Below are 18,550 nucleotides of genomic sequence, written 5' to 3'. Positions count from 1 at the left end.
GGACAATTGCCCCTGACCGGCTGATCACTGACTGGATATTAGACTCGGTTACTTTTTATTTTATTGTGGCCTTTTCCTCCTCTGCGGTGTCTAATTAAGTGTAAGGTCGAAGGAGGTTAATCATGTCAGGAGCTCAGGACAGAAGGCCCCCTGTTTATCCGGATAATCAGGGGAAGCAAGAAACGATTGAACTTATCTACAACCAGTTTTATTCTAAAATTCGTAAATATCTCTATATGAAGGTTGATTCCGAAATGGCGGACGATTTAACGCAGCAGGTTTTTTTGAAGGCTATGGAGAAATTGCCCTCTTTCCGAAAGGAATCCAGCTTATTTACCTGGCTTTTCAAAATTGCCCAAAACACGTTAAAAAACGAGTACCGTGCAAAATCCCGATCCAAAGAATCCCCTTACGATCTTTCAGATTTAGGCTCACAGTTCATTGCCTTTGACTTTGCAAGCCATTTGGAAATTCGGATAGATGTTAGTCAGGCGTTGAAAAAATTAAGTATGCGGGACCAGCAGATTCTCTCCTTGCGCTTCTTTGTCGACTGTACCCTGTCCGAGATTGCCGAAATTGTGGAAATGCGCGAAAGTGCCGTGAAGAATCGTTTATATCGGTCCCTAAGCAAATTAAGAAATGAATTAAAAGATTGGGGAGGTTTTAATCTAATGACTGTTCAAAGCTGGATATCCATCGTAAACAAACAAGAACCGGATGACCAAAATAAGGATCGTCAAATCAAGGTCTATGAGGACTTGTTCAATGAATTGCAGGCAAATGTCGACCGGATGGCAGCCAAATTCAACCATAAGCCATCCCGGAAAATCGTCATTGAAATCTATCCGGATCTTCCAACGTTCCATCAAGCGGTTGGAGAAGCTGATGCTCCGGATTGGTTCATGGGTACGATAGAAGGCAACAAGCTCAAGATCGTCTCTCCCTTGAATCCGGGACCGGAGCACACTTATCGATCCATCCTGAAATCTACCATCCATTTATTTGCCATGTGGTTAATGAGCGATATCAATCCGAAGGTTCCTAAGTGGATTAGACAAGGGATTGGCGGATACGAGGCGGATCAAATGACGACGGCTTTTATTAATAATTCCATTTATGATTCCATTCAACAGGGAAACGTTCCCTCCTTTGAGGAATTGAATAATGACTCCTGGGATTTTGAATCGATGAAGGGATTTCAATTTTCCTATAGATTCATAGAATTCATTGCAAAGGAATATGGCTTGCCAGAGTTAAATCAATTAATAAGGAATCCGAACGGCTTCCGGGAAATCTTTCATTGCTCAGAATCGGAATTTCATGACCGGTGGATACTTTATCTTAAACAACAGCTGTTCCCTTAATAATTGCCAAAAACACTAGTCCGGTTTGAATGCCGGGCTAGTGTTTTTATCTGTCTGTTGTGGTATTTGGAATCCGCGCGACAGATAATCTTCAAAAATCATATTGACTATCACCTTGGGGATCACTTTATTATTAGTTTGAGGTGATAAGAATGTTAATCCACGAAGTATGTAAGAAATGTTCTCTAACAAAAAAGGCAATCGAGTATTATGAAAAGCAAGGACTTGTGCATCCGGAAGTTGGAGGAAACGGATATAGAAATTATAGTGATAAGGATTTATCCTTATTGAAGGAAATATCTGTTCTAAGAAGAACCTCCAGGTGGCAAATGAATTATTTATTGAGAAGTATCCGCAAACGACCAAATTTTATCAAAAGGATTGAATTTAGACGTTATGAAAGCTGAAAATCATCTTGTACCCGTCAAAAGTCGTTCCTACCTTTTCCTCATATTGGCCCTTGGTATAGTTGGATACCGTCTTACGCCAAAACTTTTGTCCGGCGATATTTTTTTCGGATGGATTCGTAAATAGCTGCCAGCTCCCTTTGAACTTTTCAAACACTTGACCGGCGGCGTATTCCGCAATTCCATTCCCTCTGAATGGCTGCAGCAGAAAAAAATCATTCACGAAGTAGTCAACCCCTTGCGCACAATGCGGAGGAGTTGCAATGAGTTCAAAACCGGCTGGGATGTTATCCACAGTAACTAAAAACGGATAGAGAGTGCCCGGTTTATCCCACCAAATATTTTGAACATCATATTGATCCTGCAAAGTCACATAGTCATTGCTATCTTCAAAAATCCCATGGATATTGGGAAGGTGACCCGGAACCAGTCCATAATGGCCGGATAGATCGTGTAGATATAGCGGGTACAAATTTTTAATAATATAGGCTTCTTCTTTATTCGTCAGCTTGACTTCAATTTTCATAGGATCCCTCTTATTAATCATAATAGTCCTGTCCCCGGAAGCCGTTAAAGACCGATACAATTCCGCATAGACGAAGCAGATCCTCATCCACCTTATCTCTGCCGTAGGCGTCGATAAAGCGTTCTGAATATCGGCTGCTTTTCAAATTAAATTGCAAAGACCAGAGCGCCCAGAAAAGATCATAGTGCCGGTCTCCGCTCCCCCCGTAGCCTACATCCACATATCCGCTGAATTCAAATTCATTCAATATCAAATTAGGCAGGCAATAATCGCCATGAATGATAACCCTGTCGTCACTTTCAGCATGCTCTTCGAGCAGAAGCAGCTCCTTGTAGGCCTCGTCCCTGCTTTCATAGCCCACATAGCGAAGGAGGCTTCGGTCTGCTTTCCCGTCCCGGAAGTTTCCTATGGCACGCTCGACCATGATCTGCAGACGGTTGTCTCGGGGGCAATCTTCCGCCCCAATCGTATGTAATCGGACGAGGCTTTCGGCAAAAGCTTCGCATAATCGTTCCGGCTGTTCGAGATATTCCTCTTCTGCGGCATTCTTCCCTTTAACCTGTTCGGTAACCAGATAATCGTGTTGGTCATCTTGAACATAGAGCAGCACCTTCGCACATACGCCGCAGCCGCTTAAATATCTCGTCATCTCAGCCTCATGATGTAGTTCACCCTTAGGTGTTATTTTCAAATAAATCGCATTCTCTTGTTCGATAAGATATACGGAGGCTCTTGTCTTCTCCTTGATAACGGACACCCTTGAATCACCCGATAGATAGTGCCGTAAATCAATAGGCATGCTTTCAAACGTATGCAGCAGGTGTGGCATCTTCCTCATCTCCTTTTGCTCTCTTCCGTGCAAACCGAGGCCCATAGGTCTGACCATCCACCATGTACTGCCGCAACGCGTGTCGGGGATCAATGCCCCGACTAACGCATCCTATTCCCCCCCGGGAGCTTTCTAAGGGCCAGTCCGACGGATGAAACTGAAAGCGCTAAAGACTCTTTGTAAAGGCATGGTAGGCTTCGACCGTCTGCTTCACAATGGCGGCATGCTCACGTTCATGAGGCAGCACACCCTGCGGTGTGTCCGCCAGCCAAATGCACCCCATTTCCGAAAGGCAGTGGCCCATCCAGGGACCGCTGTTCCTCCCGTCCATATCTATGCGGAAATTAGTCATTCGCCCGGCACCTTCCTTCATTCAACGACTCTGAAATCAATTTCAGCTTTTATCCGGTATTCTTCATTTTCCTGACCAACCTTGTCCAATTCTATCCAGAATTCGGCCACGCCGCCAACTACATAGTACCCGGCAGGAAAACCGCTGTCCCACAGCTTTTTGATGAAAGCGATATATTGGGGATCGTCCTCCTGGCTGTATCCGCCGCTCTTCGAGTAATCCTCCCTGATCGGCTCCCCCCGCTTGAGTGTTGTGCTTATAAGCGGTTGCGGCATATTGTATTCAATGCTGTAGCCCCGGGTTTTCTCCGTCATGGGAAAATAGAATGGCGATGCCGCATGGTAAATCGTAACCTCTTCCTTATCGCCTACATATTCCAGCTCCGCATACAGAATGACCGGTTCACCCTCTCGGTATTCCGGTTTTTCCGTAACAAGACGATAGACGAAATCCCCTTCTGTTACCTCGGCCCTTTGCCTGTTCAATGGCTCATACGTCAGATCTGCCCCGTTTTCTCCATCCAGGGTTGAAGAAGCACAGCTGGTCAACACAAACATAATTATAATAAATTGTAACAAAAATGGTTTTCCCATCCAATATCACCTCACTTATAGAACGTATCTAATCGCTAATATGTTGCGGTTATCCCAGCCGTCATACTTCCCCCTGTCCGATTCGTGCCCATCAGTCATGTCTCGCCGGAATCCGGATCGAAACGGATGTCCCGATTCCCAGCCGGCTGTCGATAGTTACGCCATACTCCGGCCCGTAATGCAGCTTGATGCGTTGATCGACATTGCGGATGCCATAGCCTGCGTTCACATGATCCCGACCGTCAAAGATGTCTCCCACTCGCTGCGGTGACATGCCGACTCCATCATCAATGACGCGAAACAGCAGGTTATCCCCTTCCCTAGCCGCCACGATGCGAATATGGATCCGGTCTCCGCACCAGGCATGCTCCAGAACGTTCTCAATAAACGGCTGCAATATCAATTTTACGGTGCTGTAAGGCCATATCTCCATATCTATGTCGAACTGCACAAGAAGCCGCTCCCCATACTTGATCTTCTGAATATCCACATACGCTTGCGCCTGTTCCAGCTCTTTCGGAACCGGAATCATGAGCTTGCCGCTGTTCAGGGACAAACGGTAGAATTTGGCCAAGCCTAATACCATTTGCTGCAGCCTGTCATTCTGTCCGAACTTGGCGAGACGGCTGATGGAAGACAATGTGTTGTAGAGAAAATGCGGATTAATTTGCGCCTGCAGCATTTCCAGTTCGGCTTCCTTCTTCTGGAGCTGGTTCCAATACACTTCCTTGATCAAGGTCTCGATATTTTCCCCCATATTGTTGAGCGCCGTTGCAATTTGGAAGAACTCATCCTTGCCCCGGTAGGAGATACGCTTATGCAGATCTCCTTCACGAAAGGCGTTAAGCACCGATACAAACTTGTTTATCCGTTTGGCAAAATACCGGGAGATAAACCCTCCTGCAAAAGAGAAGACAATAAAGCAAATCAAACAAATAAAGATGATCAACAGGCGGACCTTCAGCGCATCCTGCTGGATGATCGTGAGAGGGACAAGGGCAACCAGCTTCCACGATGGCTGTCCGACCGTCTCTTGAATCATTAAATAGCTCCTGTCCAATTCGTCTTGGCCGTCCGAATAGGCGGCCGGAAGCTCTCCCGACTGATGCATAATTCGGCCGGATTCATCCTGGATATAAAGTACGCTGCCGCTGCCAATCTTGGAATAATCGAGACTGTCGAACAATTCCTGAATGGTCACATTAATGCGAAGGAACCCGGCTTCCTCCAATTGAAGCGGATTGTACGTGTCTACAAGCCTACGGAGCAAAGAAATGCGATGAAGCTCTTCATCTTTCTCAATTTGGCTCCATTTCATCGTAAACCCGTATTTCTCGTGAGGGAATTGATGATACCATTCCTTCTCTTCTATGCGGTTAAGATGATAGATATCGTACGACCAACTGCCGTCTTCCGGATTTTCATCTCCAATCACATTCTTGTATATTTCATGAATCGATTCATTGCGGAAAAACACCGAAGTCCACAGCTTCATACCGGTGGATTTAGTGGCCACCTCTATTTTGGGCAGCACTTCTTTGGTCATCCGGTCATAGTTATCCCACCCCTCCTCATAGCTTCGTAAATACCGGTACAAATCATAATCGCTATATAAAAGAGAAGAAATGCGGACCATATCCCGCATCTTATATTCAATGTTATCGCGGATCTGCAGCAAGGTTCCCCGAACATTCATCTTCATATGCTTCCGTATCGATTCGTCATAAATGGAATGGGAGACATAGCCGATAACAGATACCGGAATAAGAATGAACAGCATATAGGTAAGCATTAATTTATAGCCGATGGGCAAATACCGGTGTTTCGACCGCTGCTCGTTCATAGCACCCTCCCTATTATAATTCTCGTTTGCGATACTCCATCGGCGTCATCCCGTACGCCTCCTTGAATTGTCTGCTGAAATAAGGGAGATAGCGATAGCCGACTTGATTGGCAATTTCATATATTTTCATAGAAGGCTCTTTTAACAAATCGCGCGCTCGCTCCATGCGCAGTTGAATCAGCACTTCACTGAACGATTTGCCTGTTTCCTCCTTAAACATATATCCCAGATAGTTGGGAGAAAAAGAAAACTGTTGAGCAACATCTTTGAGCGTAATATTGTCGTGCATTCTATCTTTCATCATTTGCATCATTTCCCGAATGAGCTTGTTATTCTTGGAGCTTGATTTGCTTCGCAGGTACTCCGATATTTCAAACGTCTTTCGGACAAGCCAAGAGCGAATATCGTTAATCGTTTCGAACTGAAGCAAAATATTTAGGTTATGAAGCTCCATTCCTAAAATATCAAATAAGTTCTCCTCCCTAGCCTTCAACTGCTGATCCAGCTTCCATATGATAAACATCGCAAGATTATGTACCGTAAATTTGGATCTTAGCATGCTTACAGATTCGAGTAATTTCTCAATCTCGTCATAAATAAGGACCAACTCGTATTCCGTCAGGGCGTTAAATAAAGCTTCCATGCGATTATCCAATGTTCGGGCATCAATCATTTCCGGTTCCCGACTTGCTTCTTCATACATAATAAGCTTGCCTTTACCTATGAACATTTTTCCGTCCACTGCCTCCATAGCCTGCTTAAAAGAGATGTGAAGCTGTTCAAGCGTATACACCGGCTCCCCTACACCAATCGTCATCGTAACGGGAAAATTCGCATGAACAACGTCATACAATTCATCCACCAGCTCTTTCATCCGCCGATCATGAACCAACAATACGATCCGGTGGGGTGACTGCTTGCAGCAATGCGGCATACCATGTTTTTGTCCAATATTATTCACCTCATAGAGGAATTTCCTCGACATCACCTGCTGGGACAGACGGGTATCCTCATGCGTCCAGCTCAACTCATCAAGCTCCATAACGGCGGCGCGAACAGGCCATTCCAGCTTATCCAATTCGTACGACCGAACCAGCGTTATCATTTCTTGCAGGTAATCACGGTCGTACTCGCCCTCAAGCAATCTTATAAGCAGGTCGTTCTTGGCCATTGGAATCATTCGCTGGTACGCCTCTTCCACATCACGGCGCTTCCGTTCATTTTCCAAGTCCTGCTTCGCCTTCATAAGCGCTGCGATCAGTTCATTATCATCCATCGGCTTCAGTACATAACTATAAGCCTTTAATGACAATGCCTGCTTTACATAACTAAATTCTTGGAAACCGCTTACAAATATAATGCGGATATCTGCCCCTTTCTCTATTGCTCTTCGTGCCAGTTCCAACCCCGACATATTCGGCATATTTACATCGCTAACCAGGATATCTATTGGAAGTCTCTCTATAATATCGCATGCTTCAAAGGCGTTATTTACCGCTGCTGCCACTTTCATGCCGAGATCTTCCCATGGAATAAACTGCTTCATTCCTTCGAGATCAAGCATCTCGTCGTCTACTAATAATACGTTATACATAAGTGATGCTCCCTTCAACACATGAGGTCAGCCGTTAACGGACACCCAATAATTTCCTGTTCTAAGTATATCATTACCGTCCCTTTTGAACAGGGAGAGGATTCTCTACCACCCCATCTGCCAATGAAACAAAGGCCCGCCGTATAGCGGGCCCTCAAACAGCCTTATTTCTTTAATGCTTTTTTATTCTCGGCCCATACTTTGGCTACATGATCAAGAAACTTCTCATAGCCAACCTTCATCGAATCGTCATGGGCCTTATCCAAAATTTGCAGCGCTTCTTCATCTGTTTTGGCATACATCGACTTCGCTCTGGCTGTCAGCCATATATCTCTGATGCTTTGCCTTATGATGCCCTCTTCACTATCCGGGGCCGGCTCCCAATTCAAGAACTCGGTAAAGTCACCTTGCGTCGCCCAAGTAATTTCCATCTGCCAGCGATTGCTAAAGTCGATTTGATCGGCCGGCACGTTCGACAGCATCTGCTTCTTCGTATTATCCAGAAACATCGTATTGCCCACCCATACCAGATCGCCGGCTTTTCCGTTAATTTCCGCCAATGTATCGGGATCGCTCAAGTACTTCTCATTATTGAACTTCGGAGTCACTCCGTCCGCCTCAAATCCGTTCCAGTATCCATCCGGTCCGGGAGGTCCCCAGTTCAGAATCATGCTTCCCTCCGGCCCGGTCATCCAGTCCAGGAGAGCGAACACCGCTTCCGGATTTTTCGCCTTCTTGGTAATCAAAGCGACGTTCCAGCCCAACTGATTGTATGTACCCGGATAGATTTTACTGCGATCCAGGCCGTCCTTGACGATCGGCTGGATAAACATATATCCATCCTCTGGGTCATTCTTCTTCAGCTCCGCATCGGCAGCCGCCAGCATCTTCATCGGGTCAAAGGTAGCTATGACGGCAAACTTGCCATTCATCGCCTTTTCCTTGACCTGATCCTCCGTCTGCGTATTGGCGTCCAGCGTCATCAGTTTCTCGCGCATCAGCCTCGCAACGAAAACTACCGATTCGCGGAATCCGGGGTCTTTATAGATGGAAACGATTTTGTCGCCGTCCGGCACCCCGAAGAAGCGGGTAAAGGACAAGTTGCCTTCCTTGAAGGAAGAGAAAATCTGGTCAATCCCGTGACCTTCTTTGGCCAATCCCGTCTCAAAAGGAGTCACGTCCGGGAACTTTTCCTTGACCGCCTTCAAATATTCATATAAGTCGTCGGTGGTCTCCAGCTTCGGAGAACCGAGCTCTTTATAGATTTTTTTATTAATCGCGTATCCGGCGTTGCCGTTAGGCTGCTGGGTGTAATAGTTGGGAAGCTGATAGATCTTGCCGTCCGGAGAACGAAGCATGGCCAGATGCTGCTCGGACAGATGTTTCTTGAAATTAGGATATTTCTCGATGAACTCGTCCAGCGGCACGAGCATGCCGGCTTCACGAAGCCGCTCAACGTCCGCTCCCCTCTCTGTCCACACAATATCAGACAGTTCATCCCCGGCAATCATCGTTTGCAGCTTCTGCGCATTGTTCCCGCCCGAGCTGATCGCCGTGACGTGCACCTTCAAATTATCCTCAATCCATTTCGAAGCGGGATCTTTGCCCCATTTCGGCATTTGATACCAGCCATAGTTGCCGTAGAACGATACTTCAAGCTCTTCCTTGCCTAACTCGTACAGATCGCTCTCTGGAGTCTCACTCTCAGCCTTAGGCCCGGAATCCCCCTGCTTCTCGGGTTCATTCGCGGGCGGTGCACTTGTGTTATCGCTGCTGCAGCCTGCCAGCAAAAGAATGGTTACCATAAAGACAAAGAGCACATTGAGAAGAAAATTTCTCTTGTTCTTCACTGGATTCTTCCCCTTTCCACTTATTAATCTATGTTTAAAGCACTCAGGCTCTAAACTCATGCGGCGCTTCATCTCGCGGTGTTCATCCATCACTCTTTCATGGATCCGATCAAGACGCCTTTAACGAAATACTTCTGAAGGAATGGGTATACGCATACGATGGGAATGGTTGCGACCATGATCGTGGCCATCGTTAACGACTTCGATGTAATTTTTTTGGCGGCGTTCAGATGAGCAATCGAACTGACATCGATGTTAGACATTTGTTCCGACGCAATATTGGAGAATAGAATTTGCCGCAGGACCGTCTGAATCGGCAGCAAATTCTCATTCGTGATATAAATGCTGGCCACGAACCATTCATTCCAGTGGGCGACGGCCGTGAACAGCGATAGTGTTGCCACTACAGGTCCCGAGAGCGGAAGGACAATCCGGAAGAACGTTCCCCAATTGCCGCAGCCATCGATCTTGGCGGATTCCTCCAGGCCCTGTGGAAGTCCGTGGAAGAACGTGCGGAAGATAATCATGTTCCATACGCTGATCAGTCCAGGAATAATGAACACCCAGAAAGAATTGAACAAGCCGAGCCCTCTGATGAGCATATAGGTTGGAATGAGTCCGCCGTGGAAATACATCGTAATAATACACATGATCATATAATATTTACGGCCAATCAGCTCTTTCTTCGACATTCCAAAGGCAAATATGGACGTCGCCAGTATCGCGGATACGGTGCCTATGACCGTACGCAAGGCGGCAATAATGAATCCATTCATTAATCGCGAATCTTCAAATACAATTTTGTAGTTATCCAAAGTGAATTCTCGCGGCCAGAACGTAATTCCGCCCTTCGAAGTATCTATCCCTTCGTTAAATGATATCACCAGTGAATTCCAGAACGGATAAAAGGTCGAAAACGCCAGCACAGTCAAAAAGACATATATAAGTGAGGTTAAGACGCGGTCTCCCATACTATCTCGAATCATCGCTAGGTCCTCCTATCTGTGGAATGATCATTACCACAAGCTGTTGCCTGTCCTTCTGGCCAGGAAGTTCGCCAAGGTAAGCAGCGTTACGCTGACTACGGCTTTGAACAGACCGATGGCCGTTGCATAGGAGTACCTGTAGTTATCAATCCCGACTCGAACAACATGTACTTCCAGGGAATCCGATACTTCTCGCAAAGCCGGGTTGGAGGCGAGAATGAGAATATCTTCGAAGCCGGCATTCAGGAGGTTCCCGATTGCCAAGATCATAAAGATGATGACAACAGGCATGATGCACGGAAGAGTAATTAAACCGATCTGCTTGAACCGGTTTGCGCCGTCGATAGAAGCTGCCTCATATAAGTGAGGATCGATTCCGGCAATGGCCGCCAAGAATACGATCGAATTGAATCCGATCTCCTTCCACACATTGGTCGTGACGAGAATGGTCCAGAAATATTCCGTCATAGACAGGAAATTAATAGGTTCATCGATCAGCCTTAATTTCTCCAGCAGCATATTGATACTGCCATTATCCACGGAAAGCATGGAGGTCACCATGGACCCGATGACGACCCAGGACAGAAAGTGAGGCAGGTAAGTTACGGTCTGTACAACCCGCTTGAACACCATCTTGCGGACTTCATTCAGCATCAAAGCTAAAATAATCGGAGCCGGAAATCCGAAAAAAAACTTCAGAAAACTGATCACAATCGTGTTTCGCATGACGATATAAAATTCCGGAGCATTAAAAAATTGGATAAAATGCTTCAGCCCGACCCAATTATTGTTCAATAAGTTAGAACCTAACTTGTAATCCTGAAAGGCGATCAGAACGCCATACATGGGGATATAGGAAAAAATAAAGATAAAGACAAGCGCGGGCAGTACCATGAGCTGAATATCCATCTGCATGAAAAACCGCCTAAGCCTGCTTTTATGCCCGAGATTCAATCGTGATTTCGTCTCCAGTCCGGCAGATCCTTTCACCATAAATGAGACCTCCTTTCTATCATAATGCCGCAGCAGGATAAGCATAATTAATAGCTTTCTTCCTTTATCTTCTATCGCTTACTTCATATTACATTCGAAACGCTTTCAAAGAAATATGACAAATCAACGATTATTGATACTTTGACACGTTATTTGCCAAATCAAGGCGATACTTTCTGAATTGCAGCGTTCAATAAATCACCGGACTTCCAGGTTAGAAGTCCGGTGATTTGCCTGTATGAACACCGCCAACAGCGGGATATCCCATTACTATCCCATGGGCTAAATCGAAATCTATTTATACAACTCCTTATAAGCTTTCAGCACGATGACCGCATTATGCCCGCCGAATCCGAAGGAATTGGATAATCCGATGGTCAGATCGGCCTGGCGGGCCTTGTTGGGGACATAATCCAGATCGCAATCAGGGTCTCTCGACTCCTGGTTAATGGTAGGCGGAATGATTCCCTCCTGCAGACTCTTCACAAGGGCTACCGCCGCCGCGCCGCCAGCCGCTCCCAGCATATGACCCAGCATCGATTTATTAGCCGTCACCGGAACATGGGAGGCGTGCTCGTCCAGCAGTTTTTTGATAGCCAAAGTTTCCGCTTTGTCCCCCACTTCCGTACTGGTGGCGTGTGCACTGATCACATCTACTTCCTCCGGCTGTACACCAGCATCCTGAATGGCCCATTTCATGGCACGATATGCGCCGCCGCCCGTCGGATCGGGGGCTACGATATGGTAGGCGTCCGAGCTGGCTCCATACCCGATAACCTCGGCATAGATGCGGGCCTCCCGGCGTAAAGCATGCTCCAGAGATTCGAGGACGAGCACCCCCGCCCCTTCGGCGATCACAAATCCGTCGCGCCCGGCATCGAACGGACGGCTGGCCCGGGCCGGTTCGTCATTCCGCCGGGACAAGGCCGTCGCATTGGCAAAGCTCGCTAATGAGATTTCCGTGACCGCGGCCTCTATGCCCCCGGCGATGATGACATCCGCTCCTCCGCTGCGGATCAGCCGAAAGGCTTCACCGATCGCTGTATTGCCAATGGAACAAGCGGTTACGGGAGATAAAGCCGGTCCCAATGCCCCATACTTGATGCTGATCTGCGCCGCCGCCATGTTGGATATCATCATAGGTACCAGCGTTGGACTTATCCGTTCAGGGCCCCGGGCCAGCAATAGCGCTTCCTGCTCCACCAAGGTCTGGAGGCCGCCAATTCCCGAACCGACATATACCCCCAGCCGCTCCGGATCCAGCTGCTCCAGGGAAAGCGCGGCATCGTCCCAAGCCTGCTCGGCAGCAGCCAGCGCATATTGGCAGAAGCGATCCAGCCGGCGCGCTTCCCTGCGGCCAAACCGCGCATCCGCATCAAAATCTTTGACTAACCCGGCAATTTTAACTTTGTGCCCTGTTGTATCAAAAGTATCAATAACGCTAATCCCCGATTCTCCCCGAACAAGACGAGACCAAAACGTATCCACATCATTGCCAAGCGGCGAAATGATCCCCATTCCGGTAATGACGACTCTTTCCATCGAACTCCTCCTCTATCGTTGGTTTACTAATATTTTTCCATAGCCGTTATCCTATTACAAGTTATAGGTTATCCTAGTATAATAACTACTATAATTAGACAAGAAGGGAGGCCGGAGGATGAATCAACCAACGAGACTTCAAGCACTCTCCGCTTTTTTAAAAAACCAACGTGCAAAAATTTTACCGGAAACCGTAGGATTTCCGGCAGGGAGCCGGCGAAGAACCCCCGGGTTAAGAAGAGAGGAGGTCGCTCAGCTGGCCGGAGTGAGTACAACCTGGTATACCTGGCTGGAGCAGGGGCGCGACATTAAAGTATCGACATCGGTTCTGGATTGCGTAGCCGCCGCCTTGCAAATGACGGTAGATGAACGCAAATATTTGTATGCACTGGCTCTGGATGCCGGGCCAAGAGCCTCCATTCTCTTGAAGGACGAGCCGCCTCAGATCAGTGCGTCTTTAGCTCGAATTTTGCAGGAGCTGCGATGCTGTCCAACGATCATTTCAGACCGCCGCTGCCAAATTGTCGGTTGGAATCCGGCTGCCTCTCATGTCTTTCTGGATTTTGAGCAAATCCCGCCCGAAGAGCGCAACATGATTCGTTTATTGTTCGCCAGGAAAGAGTTCAGGAGACTGGCTGTCAATTGGGAGCATTTTGTCAGAGGATTTCTGGCTATATTCCGCGCCTACTACGGTCAGTACGTGGAGGATGAATGGTACGATCAATTTCTGGAGGAAATGAGGGAAGCCCATCCCGATTTCGACGGTTTATGGAGACAAAGCGAGGTGAGCTCCGCTCCGGAGGTCGTGCTCGAATTTCGCCATGCCAAAGCGGGAAAAATGCTGTTCCACCTCACATCCTTGCAGGTCCAGGGCAGCGCCGATTTGCGCTGCAGCATCTATACTCCGGCTCCGGAATCTCCTACCGAATATAAGCTGAAGCGGTTGATGGAGAATCAATAAGACCGTTATGTGGATTCATCAGCAGCTGCATAGCAAAATAAAGGCTATTACACCTCCCCCTAAGTGTTCGGTTGCTCCAGTGTATTCAACTGTTGACAAAGTGTGCATGATTTGGCAACAAAGTGTTGCTTAAATCTCAACATGATCCGTAAAATAAGGAATGGAAGGGAATGGATGATGATCCGCGTCAGCTTTCACCGGATTTCACTTGCAAATTACATCGACTTGTATGAGTTCCTTGTCGTTCCCTTCCCATCGCCTTTCTATAGTTATCCCTTTGAATCAGAAAGTGTTCAGCCAATTAATCTTCCTGATCTAATGGGATAGAGGTCAAAAGAACGCGGTAGTAGTGTGCGGAGTAGAGCTACAGCGGGATCGAATTAGGGGGAATAGGAGCAGGCGGTCGTATGAGCTTTCGTGAGAAAGTCGGCTTCCAACTGATCGGCGAATGGGCTATGCAAGCTGGATCTGAGGTAAGTGTTGAGGCAAAATCAACAAATTCGATAAAAATCGCAACAATTTTGTTGAGACAAGATGATTTTTGAGCACATTCTCATAAGATGATAATAAATAAATCTAAAGGAGTTTTGAAAATGACATCATGGCTTATCATCGCGGCCTTAACTTTTTCGTCAAGCATTGATAATTTGGGAGTCGGTCTGTCTTACGGCATACGCAATATCCGGATCAGCCTGCTTTCTAACCTGCTGATTGCGGTCATTTGTTTTCTCTTTAGCGTATGCGGTATTTATTTCGGTCTGTGGATTTCTCAAATCCTGCCCGGGATTCTTCCCGTTGTCCTCGGTTCCTTCATATTAGTCATTATTGGAATCCGGATCATGCTATTGGCCGTCCCGCGTAAGGATCAAGCGTCCAAGAACAAAGCGGAGGCGGAAGGCCGTGCCGCTAGCGCCCCTTCCCAAAGCATCGGCTTTATTGAATCCATAGTGCTCGGTGTTGCCCTTTCCGCCAATGCCTTGACCAATGGAGTCGGCGCAGGCCTGCTCGGCTTCTCTCCGCTTCTAATATCGATACTGGCCGCGGTGGGCAGCTTCGTGACGGTTTGGGCCGGAGTCGCTTTTGGCGTTAGGCTGACTCACGTTCGCATCGGCCGGTTTACGATTGGGCAGTTCGGAACCCTCATCAGCGGATTTTTGCTGCTGTTAGTGGCATTCACCGCATTTGTAGACTAAGGAGGCTTCGGCTAACTGGACTAACTGGGCTAGCCGCCCTCTCGCTCGTGCCATACCCGTACCATCCACGTGATTTCTATTACCGACGATCTATATATGTTGAACTAAAGAATAGCTGTCATTCCGTTCCGAAGGAAAGTGCCTCCGAAGCTTCAAACATCTTGTTTTGTATTCCTTCTATATGGATGGGCCTTCGGATGGTAGGAATACAAAGCCAAAACTCGCCCTGGAAGCATCTTTCTTTCTCCACTTCATGACCTATTCAATCATTAGTTCAACTAATATAGCTGTATTTTATGCAGAAAAATTCAAGCGAATGGTAGAAAGTGTGCTGCATTCGCGACATGGAAGTCTTATGTGGTGAAAAAAAAAGCAGGCTTCCGCCAATAAGCGAAAGCCTGCTTTTTTAATGTATTTTTCATATCTTCCCTTATCTTTATCTGGACAAATCGATCGGAAGCTCCAGGTTTAGCGGAATATAATCACCGGACCGGATCATTTCAATTTCATAGACGTCTTGCTTGGGAGCAAAGACGAGCGCTTCGAAGAAGTCGTCATCCAGCTCTCTAGCATATCCCGCATCGGTCGGGTTGCCGCTGGCCCGCCATTTTTTTAATTCGGGATCATCCCATTTTGCTTCTCCTGATGCGCTAAACTGAATGCCTAACTCATTGCTGCCGGACTGCTCCTTCTTAATTTTCAAATGCAAATAGACGTCTTCATAATAGGCATCCGTTATGGTCAATGTTTTACCCTTAAAAGAGACCTCCTTCGGGAAGGAATCGTTCGGAGAAATCGTAAACTTGCCGCCTGGCTCCCTTTCGGTCAGCAGGAGTCCATTCAAATGAAGGGTAAGGCTCGTGACCGACTCGTCGAAATACGGTGAGGATGTGAAGACGAGCAGGTTCCCGTCCCCTCCCCGCCTATATCTTGGAATATCGTGCGGGCTGGCATAGTTCAGCGGATAAATGCCTCCTTGATCATCGGTCAGATACGGTTCGGCCCGGCCAAATGTCAAGTAATAATTCGAGTAGTCCGGAATCTTCACATCGAGATACATATCGGTGGGCGTAATCTTGATCCGTTCCAGCATAAGCTCCTTTATATCCGGATCGCCGTTCACAGCGACCGGTCGATTCAGCGGAATGATCTCGTCCTCCAGCCAGTCCGTGTGTCTAAAAGGAACCTTCACCTCCAATGTATCAATCAAATTGGAAGAATAGTCGACCGGATCTGTTTTAAAAATACCGATGTGAAAAGCAAGCTCCTCCGGCTTCCGGTCCAGAAACTTCTTAACGTCCTCCGGCTTCAAATCTATCGTATTGAAAATAATCTGCGTCGGCTCCTTCGCCTCATCGTCGGACGGAATTACCACGCCGCCTCCTCTGCTCTGGTCAGAAAGATCGGGTGCGCTGACGATATAAGAAAATGCATTGATATCCGCAGCAAAAGTGCCGTCCTCTCTGGCGAACGAGTGTTCCTTAAGATTATCCGACTTGATAAACACTTTATAGGTAAGCTTGTCATTGCTTAAGTACACGTCGCTAATACTGACGGTCATATCGTCGAACTGCTTCACGACCGGTTCAAACGGGCTGTAATGATGGGCTTTCGCATTCCGGACTCCATCCTCTCCGGGGATGAGGTCCAGCCATTTCGCTGCAATGGAAAATCCGGGGATGTCTTTGATCCATTCGGCAAAGGTCGGCGAAGCGTGCATGGCTCCCAATGAGGTAATTGCCAATACCGCACAGACGGCGGCTACTTTGGGAAGCGCCCTTCTTCTTCTGACCCGATGTGCCCGCGGAGCCCATTCCTTGCTGCTCTGCTCGTACTTCATGGGAACATCTTTGGCAAATTGTAGGAGAGAGTCAGGAACCGGAACTTCATCTAATGAATTCTGCAAATTTTGCTTAAATCGCTGTTCTTCCTTCCTGTCTAACATCCGATCACCTGCTTGGGATTTAATGGTGTGGCCAGGCGGCTCAGCTTCAGTCTGGCGTTATGCAGCCGTGATTTGACAGTCCCTTTTTTTATGCCCAGGGCATCCGCTATTTCGTCTATGGACAGCTCCTGGTAATAGTACAAAACAATGACCGAGCGGTGATGAATATCCAATGACATGATAGAATCCCACAGCTCGGACCCCAACTCCTTTTGCAGGACCTCTTCTATAGGAGAAGCCTGCTCATCGGGAATCTGGACCTCATCGATATCTCCTGAGCGGTTAGCCAGCCTGGACCTTTGTCTGGCCAGATCCAGAGAACGGCATGCCGCCAAATGATTGAACCAGCTTGTAAAATTTCTTATCTTCTTCTCATTCATGATGGCCTGATAAGCTTCCATAAGGGCATTTTGCATCGCGTCCTCCGCCAAATGGCTGGATCGCAAAATAGCGGACGCCGTCCGGTAGGCACGCCCCAGCAGCGGCTCTACCAGCTTGAAGAAGGCTTCTTTATCTCCATCGCGGCATTGCCTTACCAAGCTCTCTATATTATCCATTTGCTTCACCTTCCAATTAGACCTGCTCTATATAGGCGAACCAAACGAAAGATCGGTTCATTCATTTTTCATGGTTTACTATATTTTTTTAAAATTTGAATTAAAGCTTCGGCGGTTATAAAAGGCTCCCCCGCATTAATTCGGTACACGAGCTTATCCGTGGAGGAATTAATCCCCTCCCGGGTCGTAAAAAAGATTGGAATCCCGGCCTCCTCGGCTAATTCTACCGTCAAATCGGTATATTCGCCATAGGGAAAAGCTAACAGCGGAGTCTGTTCCCCAAGCTCATCGGCTATCCGCCGGTTCATAAACTCCAGATCACTCTTGACCCTCCGCTTGAGCTCTTCTTCCGTTTCCAATCTCTGTTTCTGTTCCAGGAACAGTTTATGGGTTAACGCCGGTCCCGTCTGGTCTTTTCCCCTATTTGCCATACGATGCAGGTTATAGGTATGGCTATAAATCCCCATTGTGTTCTGTTTCAGCTCCTTCATCTGCTCCCAGGTCAGATGAGGCTCCGCATCCGGATAATAAGTGTCCGAATAAATTCCGATAATAAAATTGCTCGCCGTCACACCGTGTTTTTTCAGAATGGGATAGGCCTGAGTATAGAAGTTCTCGTACCCATCGTCGAAAGTAATGACGACAGAATTGGCGGGGATCGGTTTCTGATGCAGGACGAATTGGATGTAATCCTCCATTGGAATAATCCGATACCCGTTGTCTTTCAAGGCCAGCAAATGAGCCTCAAACTGATCCGAACTAATCGTTGAGACTTCGTCTGCCGCTCCCCCCTCTCTGGAATCGACAACATCATGGTACAGCAAGACGATGGCCTTGTTTTCATACCAAATCGGGCCGGCTTGCTGCATGGTCTCCGGCCTGCTCGCACAGGCTGTCACCGATAGTAAGACTAAAGTCAATATCAGGATAATTATTCTTCGCATACTGTCCCCCTATAGGTCTCTGACTGTATTTTGGATAACCTATAGGCGAACAGCATCCTCTTCCGGTTCAA

General features: G+C 47.4%; 18 protein-coding genes. 5 read left to right on the top strand and 13 right to left on the bottom strand.

Going from position 1 to position 18,550, the window contains the following annotated elements; genetic code table 11:
- The first annotated feature begins 122 nt into the window (after nucleotides 1-122).
- Nucleotides 123-1,364 (top strand): RNA polymerase sigma factor, encoded by a 1,242-nt coding sequence (locus KJS69_RS04015; RefSeq protein WP_213581712.1) that lies wholly within the window; start codon nucleotides 123-125, stop codon nucleotides 1,362-1,364.
- 152 nt (nucleotides 1,365-1,516) lie between these two features.
- The gene (locus KJS69_RS04010) at nucleotides 1,517-1,771 is read left to right on the top strand and encodes a MerR family transcriptional regulator (RefSeq protein WP_213581710.1); all 255 of its coding nucleotides are present in this window, start codon (nucleotides 1,517-1,519) and stop codon (nucleotides 1,769-1,771) included.
- Here KJS69_RS04010 and KJS69_RS04005 read toward each other — a convergent pair.
- The 10 genes from KJS69_RS04005 to fabF form a co-directional block, all read right to left on the bottom strand.
- Entirely contained in the window at nucleotides 1,752-2,297 is a 546-nt protein-coding gene (locus KJS69_RS04005) for a hypothetical protein (protein WP_213581708.1), read from the bottom strand. The two genes, KJS69_RS04010 and KJS69_RS04005, sit on opposite strands and share 20 nt — an antisense overlap.
- A 13-nt stretch (nucleotides 2,298-2,310) precedes the next feature.
- On the bottom strand, nucleotides 2,311-3,126 hold the full coding sequence (locus KJS69_RS04000) for an aminoglycoside 3'-phosphotransferase (protein ID WP_213581706.1): 816 nt from the start codon (nucleotides 3,124-3,126) through the stop codon (nucleotides 2,311-2,313).
- Nucleotides 3,127-3,292: 166 nt separating this feature from the next.
- Nucleotides 3,293-3,478, bottom strand: coding sequence for a hypothetical protein (locus tag KJS69_RS03995; RefSeq protein ID WP_213581704.1), 186 nt, complete (start codon nucleotides 3,476-3,478; stop codon nucleotides 3,293-3,295).
- A 17-nt stretch (nucleotides 3,479-3,495) separates the two neighbouring features.
- Nucleotides 3,496-4,071, bottom strand: coding sequence for a hypothetical protein (locus KJS69_RS03990; RefSeq protein WP_213581702.1), 576 nt, complete (start codon nucleotides 4,069-4,071; stop codon nucleotides 3,496-3,498).
- Nucleotides 4,072-4,162: 91 nt separating this feature from the next.
- Complete coding sequence (locus KJS69_RS03985; RefSeq protein ID WP_213581700.1) at nucleotides 4,163-5,914, bottom strand: sensor histidine kinase; 1,752 nt, start codon at nucleotides 5,912-5,914, stop codon at nucleotides 4,163-4,165.
- A 13-nt stretch (nucleotides 5,915-5,927) separates the two neighbouring features.
- Nucleotides 5,928-7,508, bottom strand: coding sequence for a response regulator transcription factor (locus KJS69_RS03980; protein ID WP_213581698.1), 1,581 nt, complete (start codon nucleotides 7,506-7,508; stop codon nucleotides 5,928-5,930).
- A gap of 164 nt (nucleotides 7,509-7,672) precedes the next feature.
- A complete protein-coding gene (locus tag KJS69_RS03975; protein WP_213581696.1) occupies nucleotides 7,673-9,358 on the bottom strand; it encodes an extracellular solute-binding protein in 1,686 nt (561 codons plus the stop codon).
- An 89-nt stretch (nucleotides 9,359-9,447) separates the two neighbouring features.
- Entirely contained in the window at nucleotides 9,448-10,344 is an 897-nt protein-coding gene (locus tag KJS69_RS03970) for a carbohydrate ABC transporter permease (RefSeq protein ID WP_213581694.1), read from the bottom strand.
- A 30-nt stretch (nucleotides 10,345-10,374) separates the two neighbouring features.
- On the bottom strand, nucleotides 10,375-11,337 hold the full coding sequence (locus KJS69_RS03965; protein ID WP_213581692.1) for an ABC transporter permease: 963 nt from the start codon (nucleotides 11,335-11,337) through the stop codon (nucleotides 10,375-10,377).
- Between the two features lie 294 nt (nucleotides 11,338-11,631).
- Complete coding sequence (gene fabF / locus KJS69_RS03960) at nucleotides 11,632-12,879, bottom strand: beta-ketoacyl-ACP synthase II (protein WP_213581690.1); 1,248 nt, start codon at nucleotides 12,877-12,879, stop codon at nucleotides 11,632-11,634.
- 118 nt (nucleotides 12,880-12,997) lie between these two features.
- On the opposite strand from fabF, the gene KJS69_RS03955 reads away from it, so the two are divergent.
- The 3 genes from KJS69_RS03955 (at nucleotide 12,998) to ytaF (ending at nucleotide 15,033) form a co-directional block, all read left to right on the top strand.
- Complete coding sequence (locus KJS69_RS03955) at nucleotides 12,998-13,840, top strand: helix-turn-helix transcriptional regulator (RefSeq protein ID WP_213581688.1); 843 nt, start codon at nucleotides 12,998-13,000, stop codon at nucleotides 13,838-13,840.
- 407 nt (nucleotides 13,841-14,247) lie between these two features.
- Nucleotides 14,248-14,385: a hypothetical protein gene (locus tag KJS69_RS03950; RefSeq protein ID WP_213581686.1), complete on the top strand. Its 138-nt coding sequence runs from the start codon at nucleotides 14,248-14,250 to the stop codon at nucleotides 14,383-14,385.
- A gap of 48 nt (nucleotides 14,386-14,433) precedes the next feature.
- Entirely contained in the window at nucleotides 14,434-15,033 is a 600-nt protein-coding gene (ytaF, locus tag KJS69_RS03945; RefSeq protein ID WP_213581678.1) for a sporulation membrane protein YtaF, read from the top strand.
- Between the two features lie 436 nt (nucleotides 15,034-15,469).
- On the opposite strand, the gene KJS69_RS03940 is transcribed toward ytaF, so the two are convergent.
- The 3 genes from KJS69_RS03940 to KJS69_RS03930 form a co-directional block, all read right to left on the bottom strand.
- Nucleotides 15,470-16,978, bottom strand: coding sequence for a DUF4179 domain-containing protein (locus tag KJS69_RS03940; RefSeq protein ID WP_213581676.1), 1,509 nt, complete (start codon nucleotides 16,976-16,978; stop codon nucleotides 15,470-15,472).
- On the bottom strand, nucleotides 16,972-17,535 hold the full coding sequence (locus tag KJS69_RS03935; RefSeq protein WP_213581674.1) for an RNA polymerase sigma factor: 564 nt from the start codon (nucleotides 17,533-17,535) through the stop codon (nucleotides 16,972-16,974). Before KJS69_RS03935 ends, KJS69_RS03940 begins: the two co-directional genes overlap by 7 nt.
- Nucleotides 17,536-17,603: 68 nt before the next feature.
- On the bottom strand, nucleotides 17,604-18,479 hold the full coding sequence (locus KJS69_RS03930; protein WP_213581673.1) for a polysaccharide deacetylase family protein: 876 nt from the start codon (nucleotides 18,477-18,479) through the stop codon (nucleotides 17,604-17,606).
- Between the last annotated feature and the right edge of the window lie 71 nt (nucleotides 18,480-18,550).

Source organism: Paenibacillus sp. J2TS4, assembly GCF_018403245.1.
Lineage (GTDB): Bacteria > Bacillota > Bacilli > Paenibacillales > NBRC-103111 > Paenibacillus_L.
The sequence above is the reverse complement of the archived record's forward strand: the minus strand, read 5'-3'. Positions and strand labels throughout refer to the sequence as shown.

Bases quoted from the DNA above. Each gene is read 5' to 3' on its own strand.
- KJS69_RS03935 (WP_213581674.1), bottom strand. From the start codon at position 17,535: ATGGATAATATAGAGAGCTTGGTAAGGCAATGCCGCGATGGAGATAAA.
- KJS69_RS03955 (WP_213581688.1), top strand. From the start codon at position 12,998: ATGAATCAACCAACGAGACTTCAAGCACTCTCCGCTTTTTTAAAAAAC.
- KJS69_RS03950 (WP_213581686.1), top strand. From the start codon at position 14,248: ATGAGCTTTCGTGAGAAAGTCGGCTTCCAACTGATCGGCGAATGGGCT.
- KJS69_RS03940 (WP_213581676.1), bottom strand. From the start codon at position 16,978: ATGTTAGACAGGAAGGAAGAACAGCGATTTAAGCAAAATTTGCAGAAT.
- KJS69_RS03965 (WP_213581692.1), bottom strand. From the start codon at position 11,337: ATGGTGAAAGGATCTGCCGGACTGGAGACGAAATCACGATTGAATCTC.
- KJS69_RS04015 (WP_213581712.1), top strand. From the start codon at position 123: ATGTCAGGAGCTCAGGACAGAAGGCCCCCTGTTTATCCGGATAATCAG.
- KJS69_RS04010 (WP_213581710.1), top strand. From the start codon at position 1,517: ATGTTAATCCACGAAGTATGTAAGAAATGTTCTCTAACAAAAAAGGCA.
- KJS69_RS03990 (WP_213581702.1), bottom strand. From the start codon at position 4,071: ATGGGAAAACCATTTTTGTTACAATTTATTATAATTATGTTTGTGTTG.
- KJS69_RS03985 (WP_213581700.1), bottom strand. From the start codon at position 5,914: ATGAACGAGCAGCGGTCGAAACACCGGTATTTGCCCATCGGCTATAAA.
- KJS69_RS03995 (WP_213581704.1), bottom strand. From the start codon at position 3,478: ATGACTAATTTCCGCATAGATATGGACGGGAGGAACAGCGGTCCCTGG.
- KJS69_RS03970 (WP_213581694.1), bottom strand. From the start codon at position 10,344: ATGATTCGAGATAGTATGGGAGACCGCGTCTTAACCTCACTTATATAT.
- KJS69_RS04000 (WP_213581706.1), bottom strand. From the start codon at position 3,126: ATGCCACACCTGCTGCATACGTTTGAAAGCATGCCTATTGATTTACGG.
- KJS69_RS03980 (WP_213581698.1), bottom strand. From the start codon at position 7,508: ATGTATAACGTATTATTAGTAGACGACGAGATGCTTGATCTCGAAGGA.
- KJS69_RS03930 (WP_213581673.1), bottom strand. From the start codon at position 18,479: ATGCGAAGAATAATTATCCTGATATTGACTTTAGTCTTACTATCGGTG.
- fabF (WP_213581690.1), bottom strand. From the start codon at position 12,879: ATGGAAAGAGTCGTCATTACCGGAATGGGGATCATTTCGCCGCTTGGC.
- ytaF (WP_213581678.1), top strand. From the start codon at position 14,434: ATGACATCATGGCTTATCATCGCGGCCTTAACTTTTTCGTCAAGCATT.
- KJS69_RS04005 (WP_213581708.1), bottom strand. From the start codon at position 2,297: ATGAAAATTGAAGTCAAGCTGACGAATAAAGAAGAAGCCTATATTATT.